Source organism: Bartonella sp. TT110JLCBS (assembly GCF_042193405.1).
Taxonomy (GTDB): Bacteria; Pseudomonadota; Alphaproteobacteria; order Rhizobiales; family Rhizobiaceae; genus Bartonella.
In genome coordinates this window covers 113690-126859 of sequence record NZ_JBHILT010000002.1, presented here as the reverse complement: position 1 = coordinate 126859, position 13170 = coordinate 113690, and the positions used below count along the sequence as shown (strand labels likewise).

Here is a 13170-nt window from a genome sequence, read left to right as displayed (position 1 = left end):
TATAGATTCATCGCTAAACACTGTTCAGGAGAAAAAATATGTTGATTGAACAGTTTATCTGTCGAAAAGATAATTTCGGTGTACTCGTTCATGATGAAAAAAGTGGTATGACAGCTGCAATAGATGCTCCTGAAAGTAAAGCGATTCACAATGCTTTAAAGCGCCACAATTGGACACTTAACACTATTTTTGTAACCCATCATCATCACGACCATGTAGAAGCCCTATCAGAATTAAAACAAGTTTACAACGCTACGGTTATCGGGCCAGAAGCAGAAAAAGAAAAAATCAATCATCTTGATCAAACACTTCAGCCTGATGAAAGTTTTTTCTTTGGCACACACCTGCTTTTAGCTCTTTCAACACCTGGTCATACTTTAGGCGCATTATCTTACTATTTTCCTGAAAAGAGTTTACTCTTTGCTGGAGATACACTTTTTTCATTGGGCTGTGGACGTCTTTTCGAAGGAACACCAGCACAAATGCTGAATTCTTTAAAAAAACTTCGTAAACTTCCTGATAAAACACTTCTCTATTGTGGACATGAATATACAAAAAATAATGCTCTTTTCGCACTAACAATTGACCCACATAATAAAAAACTCCACCAAAGAATAGAGGAAGTTTTTTTGCTACGTGCAAAAAACGCTATGACTTTACCTGTTACTTTAGGGCAAGAAAAATCCACCAATCCCTTTCTCCGCTGGGATGATAGTGTGTTGCGAAGAAACCTTGGAATGGAAGAAGAAACAGATGAAGAAGTTTTTGCTGAAGTTCGAAGAAGAAAGGATAATTTTTAACCATGCTTAAGTTCGTATTACGTTTGTTCCTCCTTTTTCTTTTCGTGATACATATTCAACAAACAAAGGCAGAGGAAAATGAAACAGATAATTCTTCTCTTATACCATCTCTCATTGCAAATTATCCCTTAACAGAAGATTTTCTTTTAAAGCTGGAAAAAATTGAAAAAGAATGCAAAAATTTACTCCCAGAAACAAAAAATCATCTTATCACTTATGATTCTAGTATCCACTCTAGTATTGAAAACTACACTACCTATATTTCTAGTAAACCAAAACTTGTGAATATTTTAAAAGAAAATAATATCACACCGAAAGATTTTGCTGCTGGAACCTTAGCACTTAAAGAAATATCAACGCTTCTTATATTTGTACCTGAAAAGGAATATTCTACTGAGAAAAATACTATATTTCTAAACAATCTTGAATTTGTTAAAAAACATTTTTACAAAGCGACAATTCTTTTAGAGAGCTGTGAAGAACTCATTTTGAGAAACTAATCAGTTATGAGACGTTAGAAAATATCATCCCATTAATCTAATAAAAAAGTCCGTGCATTAAAAAATCACCGTGTTTTTATCATTCCTAATAATTGTTTCTATTTCGATTATATTTACAAATGTTTTTCTAACAATAAGGAATAATAGACGAGAAAATATTTATTGAAATCCAAAAAAGAAAGGATAATTTTTAGTCATGTTTAAAATTCTATTGTGCTTTTTCTGCATTTTTCCTTTTGTATCATACGCTCAAGAAAAAAAACAAGAAATAGATGATCTTTCTTTTATACCGCCTTTCATTGCAAATTATCCCTTAACAGAAGATCTTCTTTTAAAGCTGGAAAAAATCAAAGCAGAATGTAAAAATTTATCTTCAGAACCAGAACAAACAAATACAAAAAGTGATCTCAACACTTATAATGATAATATTGAAAAATACACTGCCTATATTTCTAGTAAACCAAAACTTGTAAATATTTTAACAGAAAATAATATAACACCGAAAGAATTTGTTGTGGCTCACTTCGCACTTCAAGCGACATTATATATACTTACTGATAAAGAAAATCCTACTTATGAAAAAAACTTTTTACCTTCAAGTAATATAGAATTTGCTAAAGAGCATATGTATAGAATAATAAAAATTTTAAAAGATAACTGTTAAAAAAATCTTTTTAGAACAATTGATTAACTTTGTAAACGTCGACAAATTTCATCTAATTGTTCTAATGAAGAGTAATGTATTTTTAAATCGCCACCTTTTTTACCATGTCTAATAATAACTTTCATTCCAATCACATCTGCAAGTAATTTTTCTAAAGATTTTGTTTCAGCATCTTTCTCCATATTGGTACGTTTTTTAGTTTTAGGATTAGCTTGCTCATATGCAAGTATTTCTGTTTGACGTACAGAAAGCCCTTCACGAATAATTTTCTCAGCTAAATCTTGTGGATTATCAACGGTTATAAGACAACGTGCATGACCTGCGGAAAGTTGCCCATCAGTTAAGAATTGTTGTACCTTTTCTGGAAGTTTTAACAAACGAAGTGTATTTGCAACATGACTACGACTTTTTCCTATAACTTGTGCTAAATCTACTTGCGTATAACCGTGTTCATTTATAAGCATCTCATATCCCTTTGCTTCTTCGATAGGATTAAGATCTGCACGCTGAACATTTTCAATAATAGCCAATTCCAAAGCAGTTTTATCATCTACATCACGAACAATAACAGGTAATTGACTTAAATTTGCACGTTGTGCAGCACGCCAACGCCGTTCACCAGCGATCAATTCAAACCGATGAGGATAATCTCTTAAAGGTCTGACAATAACAGGTTGAACCACACCGTGCTGACGAATTGATTGTGCCAAATTATCAAGTTCTGTTTCAGTAAAATGACGCCGTGGATTATGAGGATTACATGAAATAGATTCAAGAGGGATAAACTGTTCAGAAATGCTACCGGATTCGGTTAATTTATCAAAACTTGGTGAACGTGCAAAATTGTTGTTTAAATTGATATCTCCAATCAATGCTGCTAATCCACGGCCTAGTCTTTTTTTTGATAGATCATCATTCATAATTTTGCTCTTTGAATTTTTAGATTATTTTTTATATTTCTAAGCAGCAGCGCGTGCTTGTTTTTCACGTTGAATCATTTCAGATGCTAGACGTAAATAAGCTTGGCTACCAGCACATTTGAGATCGTAAAGCAATACAGGTTTACCAAAAGAAGGCGCTTCTGATACTCTTACATTTCGTGGAATAACAGTACGATAAACTTTATCTCCCATAAAAGAGCGTACATCTTCAACAACTTGATTTGAAAGATTATTACGTCCATCATACATTGTTAGAACGATACCTTGAATTTCTAAAGAGGGATTAAGTACGGATCGCACTTGTTTTACTGTTTCAAGTAATTGACTTAAACCTTCAAGCGCTAAAAATTCACATTGCATAGGCACTAAAACAGAATCTGCAGCTCCCATAGCATTAAGAGTAAGAAGATTAAGCGATGGTGGACAATCAATTAAAATATAATTGAATTTTTTTTCCATTTCCGGATCATCATAGAGAGCTTTACGTAAGCGTTGTATGCGATCTTTTGATGAAGAAATTTCCATTTCCACACCTAAGAGATCAAGTGTAGAGGGAACTATATAAAGATTGGGTACGGCTGTTTTTAAAGCGGCTTGTGTAATTGAAACACCTGAAACCAAAACATCATAAGAAGATAAAGGACGGTTATTACGATCAATCCCTAAACCTGTACTAGCATTACCTTGTGGATCAACATCCATAATAAGGACATTTTCACCAATAGCCGCTAAAGCTGTAGCAAGATTAATAGCTGTGGTTGTTTTTCCGACTCCACCCTTTTGGTTTGCAATAGCGATAATTCGTGTTTCGCTCATTTTGCTCTACCCTCTATATGATCGAATATGAGAAATTTCCAAAATAACAGAATTTTCATCAACTTTACTTTTATGTTTTAACAGATCAAAGTGCCAATTGGCAGAGGCATTTTTTATTTCTGTAGCGTAATCCCGACCTTTTTGCAAAAGAGCTACGGTTTTTTCTGTTGATAAAGGAAAAATAAGTTGTAAAAGAACATTGAGTGGCGCTAATCCTCGTGCCGTTATAATATCAGATATAGGAATTTTTTGATATATATCTTCAATCCTAGCGTGATAAACTGTTGCTGGAAGATTAAGTTGAGCAATAACTGTTCGCAAAAAAGCAACTTTTTTTCCATTACTCTCAACAAGATGAATATGCCCTGCTTTTTTTTCTTTCAGAAAAATAGCAATCACAATTGCAGGAAAACCTCCTCCTGATCCTAAATCACACCAATGTAAAGAATGAGCATACAAAGGAAAAATTTGTGCTGAATCTAAAATATGTCGTGTCCATAGATCTGGTATTGTCGCAGCAGATATTAAATTAATATGCGCATTCCATTGAATGATTAAAGACTCAAACTGAATCAAATTTTCCATCGTTTCACGTGAAACAGAAGGAATAATATTTAATAGTTGTTGATATTTTTGTTCTGTAGAAAAATCCATTAAGCTGTTTTAGCCTTTTCACGTCGTTGACGTTGAATATATGTAATAATAAGTGATAAAGCAGCGGGTGTCATACCATCAATTTTTTGTGCATCAGCAATTGAACGCGGCGATATTTCTTGAATTTTTGATTTAAGTTCATTTGAAAGACCTGAAATTGCCTGAATATCAAGAGAAGAAGGAATTTCTAAACGTTCATCTCTCTGAAGAGAGGCAATATCTTGTGCTTGTTTATCTAAATAAACCGCATATTGCGCTTCAATTTCTAAAGATTCTGCTGTTTTAGAATCAATTGTTTGTAATTGTGGCCAAAAATCTGCAAGACGCTCTAAAGTCATATGAGGATAAGCAAGAAAATCATAAGCTGAACGACGAATCCCATCATGATTAACATGTAATCCACGAGCAGAAGCTTCATTAGGTGTTAAAAAGAGATTTTGACACATTGATCGTGCTTGATCAAGTCGCTGTTGTTTTTCCCGATAACAATCCCAACGTACTTTACTCACAATACCCCATTCTTGTGCCAAAGGTGTTAAACGCGTATCAGCATTATCAGATCGTAAAGATAAACGAAATTCAGCACGTGATGTAAACATTCTATAAGGTTCACAAACACCACGTGAAACCAAATCATCAACCATAACACCAATATAAGCCGTAGAACGACTTATAAGTATTTCATCTAATTTACCTACTTTACGCGCAGCATTCAATCCAGCCAAAAGACCTTGTGCAGCTGCTTCTTCATATCCTGTTGTGCCATTTATTTGTCCCGCTAAAAACAAACCCGATAAAGAACGTAATTCTAAGCTTCTTGTTAATTGTTGTGGATTAACAAAATCATATTCAATAGCATAACCAGGTTGCAAAACTTTAGCATTTTCTAATCCTTCAATGGTTTTCAATAGAGAAATTTGCACATCTTCAGGAAGAGAAGTAGAAAGACCATTCGGATAAACGGTATCATCATTTAATCCTTCTGGTTCTAAAAAAATCTGATGTCCATCACGTTCCCCAAATTTAACAATTTTATCTTCAACAGAAGGACAATAACGTGGTCCTAATCCTTCAATATTTCCAGAATATAAAGCAGAACGATAAATATTATCGCGAATAATTTGATGTGTTTTCTCATTTGTACGTGTTATTGCACATTCAATTTGTGGTTGTTCAATTTTCTCTGTTAAAAGAGAAAAGGGTATGGGATTTTCATCTGCTTGTTGTTTTTGGAGAGCTTCCCAAGCAATTGTTTTTTTACTCAAACGAGCAGGGGTTCCTGTTTTTAATCGTCCAAGTTTTATATGATATTTTTTCAAATGTTCAGCAAGTTTTACACTTGACTGATCTCCCATACGACCAGCGGCCCATGTTTTATTACCAATATGAATAAAGCCATTTAAAAACGTACCTGTTGTTAAAACAACAGCACCAGAAAAAATTGTTCCTTGTTTTTTTAAAATAACACCAGATACACAATTATCTTTAACAATCAAATCAAGTACTTCATCTTCAATAAGAGTAAGACTTTCTTGTTCTTTTAAGAGTTTTTGAATTGCTTCCTTATAGAGTTGTCTATCTGCCTGTGTCCGTGGTCCTCTTACTGCCGGTCCTTTACGTCTATTAAGGAGTCTAAACTGAATTCCAGCAGCATCTGCTGCCCTTCCCATGAGACCATCCAACGCATCTATTTCACGAACCAGATGCCCTTTTCCAAGACCACCAATAGCAGGATTACATGACATTGTTCCCAATGCGGATATTTTATGTGTAACAAGCACTGTTTTGGCTCCTACACGTGCTGAAGCTGAAGCCGCTTCACAGCCAGCATGACCACCACCAACAATAACAACATCATATGATTGCATTTAATTCATTCCGTAGAAAATATTCTAAGGTTTCACGTGAAACAATATATAAATTACATAATCTTTATAATCTGTCTATGAAATAATCAATGTTTCACGTGAATCATTATTTACCAACACAAAATTCTGAAAAAATAATATCAAGCAAATCTTCAACATCAATATCTCCCGTAATTTTTCCAAGAAAATCACTTGCACGTCGGAGATGTTCTGCACGTAAACTGAGATCAAGAGAATGATAATTGAGAGAATGTTCAATCTCTTTAACAGCTTCCTTTAGTAGTTGAAGTTGCCTTTTACGTGCTGGAACAAGATTTCCAACTTCAGAAGCACGATGATGGCAAAATGATTCAAGTTCTTTGATAAAACAATCAAAATTTAAACCAGTTAATGCAGAAAATTGTATAGACCAACGTTGATCATTTTTTTCATAAAGATCAAGTTTATTGCCAACACACCATATTTCAGCCGATGTTTCTGGTAAATCAACTTTCTCAGGATTTCCTATATCATAAACCAAAATAACCAAATCAGCTTCCCTAACATGCTGCTTAGCAACTTCTATTCCCATCTGTTCTATTTTATTTTCTGTTTTTCTAAAACCAGCAGTATCGGTTAAAAAAACAGGTAAACCACCAAGAATAAGTCTCATTTCTAAAGCATCACGGGTTGTTCCTGCTTCTTCTGTTACAATAGCAACAGATCTTCCTGAAAGACGATTCATAATGCTTGATTTTCCAGAATTAGGAGCACCAGCAATAACAATTTTTAATCCATCACGTAAAATACTCGCACGCTCTCCTTCAATAATATGTTCTCGAAGAGAAGTACAAAGATCTTTAACATCTTTCCAAACTTTATCAGATATTGCGTTTGGAACATCTGCTTCATCCACAAAATCAAGTTCTGCTTCAATAAAAGCACGAACCTTCATAAGTTTATGGCGCCAATCACGATAAAGCGTCGTTAAATGTCCACTTGTACCCATAACAGCTAAACGACGCTGGCTTTCCGTTTCCGCTTCTATTAAATCAGCAAGACCTTCTGCCTGAACAAGATCTAATTTTCCCTCCATAAAAGCACGGCGTGAAAATTCTCCTGCCTCTGCAATACGGCATCCAGAAAATGTCGACAATTCATCGAAAAAACGATTAACAACAGCTTTTCCTCCATGCAAATGGAATTCTGCACAATCTTCTCCCGTAAAACTATGAGGAGCAGGAAAGAAAACAGTTAAAGCAGAATCTAAAAAACTACCATCACGAGCAGTAAGGTTTCCATAATGCATAAAGCGTGCTTTAGGTAAACAACCACAAAGCGTTTTAACTATATCCACAACATGAGGACCAGAAAGCCGAATGACTGCAACCCCTGAAGGTAACAATCCACTCGAAACAGCAAAGATTGTATCCACAGGTTTTATCCTAATAAAAACTTTAATGTCTCTACGTATTCATTGAATCAAAAAACTCACTATTATTTTTTGTTTGCTTCAATTTATCAATCAAAAATTCAATTGCATCTGTTACATTCATAGGTGCTAAAATACGACGAAGAACAAAAATTTTATGCAAATCTTGTCGTGCTACCAAAAGCTCTTCCTTACGTGTTCCTGACTTTAAAATGTCCATAGCAGGGAAAATACGCTTATCAGCAACCTTACGATCAAGAACAATTTCTGAGTTACCTGTTCCTTTAAATTCTTCAAAAATAACCTCATCCATACGGCTTCCTGTATCAATCAAAGCCGTTGCTATAATGGTTAAAGATCCGCCTTCCTCAATATTACGTGCTGCACCAAAAAAACGTTTTGGGCGTTGGAGAGCATTAGCATCCACACCACCTGTCAAGACTTTACCTGAAGAAGGAACAACCGTATTATATGCACGCCCAAGACGTGTAATAGAATCGAGAAGAATAACAACATCTCGTCCATATTCAACAAGACGTTTGGCTTTTTCAATGACCATTTCTGCCACTTGTACGTGACGTATTGCAGGCTCATCAAAAGTAGAAGAAACCACTTCTCCTTTTACTGAACGCTGCATATCAGTAACTTCTTCTGGTCGTTCATCAATTAAAAGAACAATGAGATAACATTCAGGATGATTAGTGGTAATAGAATGAGCAATATTTTGAAGTAAAACTGTTTTTCCTGTCCGAGGTGGCGCAACGATTAATCCTCTTTGTCCTTTTCCCAATGGAGATATCAAATCAATCACGCGTGATGACATATCTTTCTCTGTAGGATCTTGTATTTCCATTTGGAAACGTTCATTTGAATAAAGAGGAGTAAGATTATCAAAGTGGATTTTATAACGAATCTTTTCAGGTTTTTCGAAATTAATTGTATTAATTTTAAGGAGAGCAAAATAACGTTCTCCCTCTTTTGGACTGCGTATAGGACCTTCAATTGTATCGCCTGTCTTTAAAGAAAACGACTGTATTTGTGCAGGTGAAAGATAAATATCATCAGGACCAGGAAGATAATTAGCATCAGCAGATCTCAAAAATCCAAATCCATCTTGTAAAACTTCAACAACACCTTCTCCTATAATTTCAACGTCTTGTAGAGCAAGTTTTTTCAAGATAGCAAACATTAATTCTTGTTTGCGCATAAGGGAGGCATTTTCAACTTCTAATGTTTCAGCAAAAGAAACAAGCTCAACGGGATTTTTGCTTTTAAGTTCTTGTAGTTTCATTTTTTGCATGAAATATGCTCTTTGTAATTAAGGAGAAGATTGTTTTAAAGAATTTATGGAAATTTATGAGTGAAATATTATTAAGAAAAAATATTCTACACTCAATTTTTTTAATCTGCAAGTACCATTTATATGAAATTTGTTCCTGTAATATTAAGTAATTGTATGAAAAACTTGAAAAAATATAAAATCCAAATAGTATTTAATTATTTTAATAACAAAAATGTAAGTTAAAGTTATAGCATTAATGAAATGCTATTCAAAAGTATTTTTTACAGAAATTTATATTAATAAATTTATATTAAAGAAAGGATTCTTCTTATTTATAACTGTGTTTAGTGTGGATTATTATTTATGCTCAATTTTATCCACAAAAGGAAATGAAAAAAGGATAAAAATAACACTATCTTAAAGATATTATCCCCTCTTTTTTTATAAGAGGGATAAATTATCACAAGCATTTAATTTGTGCATAAAAAAGAAAAAAATTTTCTAAATTTTAGTTTTATAAAAAATGGTGAAGATATATGCACATGTCTTAACAAGGAGTTAAAATTTTTGTGACAAAAGAAAAAAAATTCTTTCATTTACACATGCTTTCTGATGCAACGGGAGAAACATTAATCTCTGTTGGAAGAGCTGTAGCATCCCAGTATGCAATGAGTCAGGCAACAGAGCATATCTATCCTATGATTCGTAATAGAATACAGTTACAAAAAGCTCTTGATGAAATACAACAAGAGCCAGGTATTGTTCTTTACACAATGATTGATGAAGAACTTAAACTTCTTCTTCAAAAAAGATGCAAAAAAATAAAAGTTCCCTGTATTGATATATTGCATCCTGTTTTAAATGCTTTTCAGTCTTACCTCGGAATGCCAACTCATTTACGTGTTAGTGCACAACATGATCTTAATGCAGATTACTTTCGTCGTATTGAGGCACTGGATTTTACAATAGAACATGATGATGGACAGTCTTCCAGTAGCTTATCTGAAGCAGATGTGATTCTTGTAGGAATTTCAAGAACCTCTAAAACGCCAACAAGTATCTATTTAGCAAATCGCGGAATAAAAACGGCTAATATTCCTCTTATTCCTAATATTGATTTGCCAGAATCTCTTTTAGAGGCAAAAAATTCTTTAATTATTGGCTTAATCGCTTCAGCAGAAAGAATCTCACATATTCGCCAAAATAGAGATTTGGGAGAAGGTTTTGCTCTTGATAATTATACAAATCGTATCAATATAGCTGAAGAATTAATCTATGCAAAACGCATTTGTGAACGTTTTGGTTGGCCTATTATTGATGTCACAAGACGTTCTATTGAAGAAACTGCTGCTGCAATATTTGAACTGTTATCACGATTTCGTGAAGGAAATGAGAGAAAATTCTCATGAACGCAGATACTTTAATATTAGCATCTCTTAGTTTTTATCGTGCAAAATTATTGAAAAAGGCAGGTTTAAATTTTTCCATTGAAGGAGCTTCTTTTGATGAAAGAGAAGTAGAAAAAACAGCAAAAGAAAAAACACCTAAAGAACTCTGTTGTTTTCTCGCGAGTGCAAAAGCAAAAAATGTTTCAGACCGTTTTCCTGATTCTTTCGTTATTGGTTGTGATCAAGTACTTGATTTGGAAGGTCAAGTTTTTCATAAAGCAACAAATATTAAAGAAGCACATCAACGTTTATGTGAGTTATCAGGAAAAACCCATTCTCTTCATAGTGCGGTAGCTTTATTTAAAAATGGTCAAAAAATTTGGGTTGAAGCTTTTAGTGCACATATGTCCGTCCGCTTGCTCTCGTCAGAATTTATTGAACGTTATTTAGCACGCGTAGGAAAAGATGTTCTAAACAGCGTGGGAGTATATCAAATTGAAGGGGAAGGGATTCATCTCTTTGAAAAAATTGATGGAGATTTTTTTACCATTGTTGGTTTACCTTTACTGCCTCTACTCATAAAACTGCGCCACTTAGGAATTATTGATGGTTGACTTAACAATAAAAAAAACAAATTATCCGCGTGCTTTTGTTGTTGGTTCTCCAATTCATCATTCAAAATCGCCAAAAATTCACAATTTTTGGCTTAAACAATATGGTTTACAAGGAGAATATATTGCACAAGAAGTAACATCTGGACAGTTCAGTCATTTTATTGCGTCTTTACAAAAAATAGGCTTTTGTGGAGGAAATGTTACTTTACCTTATAAACAGGAAGCTTTTCGTTTAGCATCTTATAAAGATGAGATAGCAACAATGATTGGTGCTGTTAATACACTTTGGTATGAAGGAGATAAGCTTTGTGCCACGAATAGCGATGCCTATGGTTTTAGCGCTAATCTTGATGATTTTGCATCTGATTGGGGAGGGGAAACAGCTCTTGTTTTTGGAGCAGGTGGTGCCGCGCGCGCTATCTTATATGCCTTAAAAAAACGCGGATTTGAACAGATTTATTTAATTAACCGTACAAAACAACGCGCTGATAATTTAGCTCAGCATTTTGGAAAAATCATTAAAGTTTACGATTGGCATAAAATCCATGAAATACTTCATCAAGCTGATTTGATTGTTAATACAACCTCTATTGGCATAAAAAATTCGGAAGAAAAAAGTGATTCTTTTTTTTGTGATTTTCATAAAGCAAAAAAAACGGCGTTAGTAACAGATATTGTTTATACACCATTGATAACTCCTTTTTTACAACAGGCAAAAGCTTGTGATCTCAAGACGGTTGATGGACTTGGAATGCTTCTACATCAGGCTGTTATAGGATTTGAACAGTGGTTTGGAATAAGACCACAGGTAACAAAAGCGTTAAGGACAGCTATTTTAGAGGATATGAGTGAAAAAAGAGAATGAAGATCATAGGATTAACGGGATCAATTGCTATGGGAAAATCAACAGTTGCTGATTTTTTTAAGCAAGCGGGTATTTCTGTTTTTAGTGCTGATGAAGCAGTACAACAGCTTTATAAAAGTGAGCCAGCTTTGTCACTCATAGAGCGTATTTTTCCTGGTGTTGTTGAAAACGGTGAAGTTAATCGTTTGAAACTTTCTGAAATTTTGATTGATGATAAGGAAAAATTACAAACATTAGAAAAAATAGTTCATCCTTTGGTGCAAGAAAAAGAAAGGGAATTTATTGATATAGCGCGTGAACAAGGGAAAAAATTAGTTATTCTTGATATTCCACTTCTTTTTGAAAAAAATGGTGAAAGTCGTGTAGATAGCGTTATTGTTGTTTCAGCTCCACCAGAAATACAAAAAGAACGTGTTATGATTCGCCAAGGTATGAATGAGAAAAAATTTGCCTTTATCAATGCTCAACAAATGCCAGATGAAAAAAAACGAGAACGTGCTGATTTTGTTATTGATACAGGAAAAGATTTAGAGAATACACGTCAACAGGTTTTAAATGTGCTAAAAAATTTGCTAAAGAATTGAAGTTATGCGGGAAATTATTTTTGATACAGAAACAACAGGTTTAGATAAAGAGAAAGATCGCATAATCGAAATTGGTTGTGTAGAAATGGTTGATCGTTATCTCACAGGACGCCAATTTCATGTTTATTTAAACCCTGAAGGCGTTATTATTCCTGATGAAGTTGTAGCAATTCACGGATTAACCAATGAACGCTTGAAAAACGAGAAAAGTTTTAGTGATATTGTTGATGAATTTTTGGAATTTATCAAAGACGCGACAATGATTGCGCATAATGCGAGTTTTGATATTGGTTTTATTAATGCAGAATTAAAACGCGTCAACAAACCGCTTATCAGTGTTGATAATATTCTTGATACACTGGCTATGGCACGGCGTAAATTTCCTATGGGTCCTAATTCTCTTGATATTTTATGCAAACGTTTTGGAATTGATAACAGCCATCGTGTTCTTCATGGTGCTTTGCTTGATGCAGAGATTCTAGCCGATGTTTATATTGAGCTCATCGGTGGAAAGCAAGGTGTATTGGGTTTTGATAACAGAAGGGGTATTGATGAATATATCCAGAATGATAAAGATACATCTTATACCGTTAAAATTCGCCCGCAGGCTTTACCTTCAAGATTGAGTATGCAAGAAAAAAAGTTGCACGCTGATTTTATCAACAAGATGGGTGAAAAAGCTCTGTGGAATAACTTCAAAATTCATGAATAACATCATCTTTTATCTAAAAGAGTCACGATTGAAATTAAAGAATATCGATGTCAAAAAAAACGGTCGTTGTG

At 34.0% G+C, this 13170-nt stretch carries 14 protein-coding genes; 8 read left to right on the top strand and 6 right to left on the bottom strand.

Annotation, left to right across the window (positions count from 1 at the left end; all coding sequences use genetic code 11):
* The first annotated feature begins 38 nt into the window (after positions 1-38).
* The 3 genes from gloB (at position 39) to ACFILW_RS01595 (ending at position 1964) form a co-directional block, all read left to right on the top strand.
* Positions 39-800 carry a hydroxyacylglutathione hydrolase gene (gene gloB / locus ACFILW_RS01605; RefSeq protein ID WP_375622064.1) on the top strand — a complete coding sequence of 254 codons (762 nt, stop codon included), beginning with the start codon at positions 39-41 and terminating at the stop codon, positions 798-800.
* Between the two features lie 2 nt (positions 801-802).
* Positions 803-1300, top strand: a complete 498-nt coding sequence (locus ACFILW_RS01600; protein WP_375622063.1) for a hypothetical protein — start codon at positions 803-805, stop codon at positions 1298-1300.
* Positions 1301-1496: 196 nt separating this feature from the next.
* On the top strand, positions 1497-1964 hold the full coding sequence (locus tag ACFILW_RS01595; RefSeq protein WP_375622062.1) for a hypothetical protein: 468 nt from the start codon (positions 1497-1499) through the stop codon (positions 1962-1964).
* Positions 1965-1987: 23 nt separating this feature from the next.
* On the opposite strand, the gene ACFILW_RS01590 is transcribed toward ACFILW_RS01595, so the two are convergent.
* The 6 genes from ACFILW_RS01590 to rho form a co-directional block, all read right to left on the bottom strand.
* The gene (locus ACFILW_RS01590; protein ID WP_375622061.1) at positions 1988-2884 is read right to left on the bottom strand and encodes a ParB/RepB/Spo0J family partition protein; all 897 of its coding nucleotides are present in this window, start codon (positions 2882-2884) and stop codon (positions 1988-1990) included.
* Positions 2885-2923: 39 nt separating this feature from the next.
* Positions 2924-3721, bottom strand: a complete 798-nt coding sequence (locus tag ACFILW_RS01585; protein ID WP_375622060.1) for a ParA family protein — start codon at positions 3719-3721, stop codon at positions 2924-2926.
* Positions 3722-3727: 6 nt separating this feature from the next.
* The gene (rsmG, locus tag ACFILW_RS01580; protein ID WP_375622059.1) at positions 3728-4375 is read right to left on the bottom strand and encodes a 16S rRNA (guanine(527)-N(7))-methyltransferase RsmG; all 648 of its coding nucleotides are present in this window, start codon (positions 4373-4375) and stop codon (positions 3728-3730) included.
* Complete coding sequence (gene mnmG, locus ACFILW_RS01575; protein WP_375684965.1) at positions 4375-6243, bottom strand: tRNA uridine-5-carboxymethylaminomethyl(34) synthesis enzyme MnmG; 1869 nt, start codon at positions 6241-6243, stop codon at positions 4375-4377. The genes rsmG and mnmG overlap by 1 nt, the downstream gene beginning before the upstream one ends.
* A gap of 106 nt (positions 6244-6349) precedes the next feature.
* Complete coding sequence (mnmE, locus tag ACFILW_RS01570) at positions 6350-7657, bottom strand: tRNA uridine-5-carboxymethylaminomethyl(34) synthesis GTPase MnmE (protein ID WP_375622057.1); 1308 nt, start codon at positions 7655-7657, stop codon at positions 6350-6352.
* 31 nt (positions 7658-7688) lie between these two features.
* Positions 7689-8954 (bottom strand): transcription termination factor Rho, encoded by a 1266-nt coding sequence (gene rho / locus ACFILW_RS01565; protein WP_012232634.1) that lies wholly within the window; start codon positions 8952-8954, stop codon positions 7689-7691.
* Positions 8955-9505: 551 nt separating this feature from the next.
* Here rho and ACFILW_RS01560 point away from each other — a divergent pair.
* From ACFILW_RS01560 to dnaQ, 5 genes are read left to right on the top strand one after another with little or no spacing between them, the layout of a single operon-like run.
* Positions 9506-10345 (top strand): pyruvate, water dikinase regulatory protein, encoded by an 840-nt coding sequence (locus ACFILW_RS01560; RefSeq protein WP_375622056.1) that lies wholly within the window; start codon positions 9506-9508, stop codon positions 10343-10345.
* Positions 10342-10938, top strand: coding sequence for a Maf family nucleotide pyrophosphatase (locus ACFILW_RS01555; protein WP_375622055.1), 597 nt, complete (start codon positions 10342-10344; stop codon positions 10936-10938). Before ACFILW_RS01560 ends, ACFILW_RS01555 begins: the two co-directional genes overlap by 4 nt.
* Positions 10931-11803 (top strand): shikimate dehydrogenase, encoded by an 873-nt coding sequence (locus tag ACFILW_RS01550; RefSeq protein ID WP_375684964.1) that lies wholly within the window; start codon positions 10931-10933, stop codon positions 11801-11803. The genes ACFILW_RS01555 and ACFILW_RS01550 overlap by 8 nt, the downstream gene beginning before the upstream one ends.
* Complete coding sequence (gene coaE, locus ACFILW_RS01545; RefSeq protein WP_375622053.1) at positions 11800-12387, top strand: dephospho-CoA kinase; 588 nt, start codon at positions 11800-11802, stop codon at positions 12385-12387. Before ACFILW_RS01550 ends, coaE begins: the two co-directional genes overlap by 4 nt.
* 4 nt (positions 12388-12391) lie before the next feature.
* Positions 12392-13099, top strand: coding sequence for a DNA polymerase III subunit epsilon (gene dnaQ / locus ACFILW_RS01540; protein ID WP_375622052.1), 708 nt, complete (start codon positions 12392-12394; stop codon positions 13097-13099).
* Positions 13100-13170 lie beyond the last annotated feature (71 nt).

Bases quoted from the DNA above. Each gene is read 5' to 3' on its own strand.
- gloB (WP_375622064.1), top strand. From the start codon at position 39: ATGTTGATTGAACAGTTTATCTGTCGAAAAGATAATTTCGGTGTACTC.
- ACFILW_RS01600 (WP_375622063.1), top strand. From the start codon at position 803: ATGCTTAAGTTCGTATTACGTTTGTTCCTCCTTTTTCTTTTCGTGATA.
- ACFILW_RS01595 (WP_375622062.1), top strand. From the start codon at position 1,497: ATGTTTAAAATTCTATTGTGCTTTTTCTGCATTTTTCCTTTTGTATCA.
- ACFILW_RS01590 (WP_375622061.1), bottom strand. From the start codon at position 2,884: ATGAATGATGATCTATCAAAAAAAAGACTAGGCCGTGGATTAGCAGCA.
- ACFILW_RS01585 (WP_375622060.1), bottom strand. From the start codon at position 3,721: ATGAGCGAAACACGAATTATCGCTATTGCAAACCAAAAGGGTGGAGTC.
- rsmG (WP_375622059.1), bottom strand. From the start codon at position 4,375: ATGGATTTTTCTACAGAACAAAAATATCAACAACTATTAAATATTATT.
- mnmG (WP_375684965.1), bottom strand. From the start codon at position 6,243: ATGCAATCATATGATGTTGTTATTGTTGGTGGTGGTCATGCTGGCTGT.
- rho (WP_012232634.1), bottom strand. From the start codon at position 8,954: ATGCAAAAAATGAAACTACAAGAACTTAAAAGCAAAAATCCCGTTGAG.
- ACFILW_RS01555 (WP_375622055.1), top strand. From the start codon at position 10,342: ATGAACGCAGATACTTTAATATTAGCATCTCTTAGTTTTTATCGTGCA.
- ACFILW_RS01550 (WP_375684964.1), top strand. From the start codon at position 10,931: ATGGTTGACTTAACAATAAAAAAAACAAATTATCCGCGTGCTTTTGTT.
- coaE (WP_375622053.1), top strand. From the start codon at position 11,800: ATGAAGATCATAGGATTAACGGGATCAATTGCTATGGGAAAATCAACA.
- dnaQ (WP_375622052.1), top strand. From the start codon at position 12,392: ATGCGGGAAATTATTTTTGATACAGAAACAACAGGTTTAGATAAAGAG.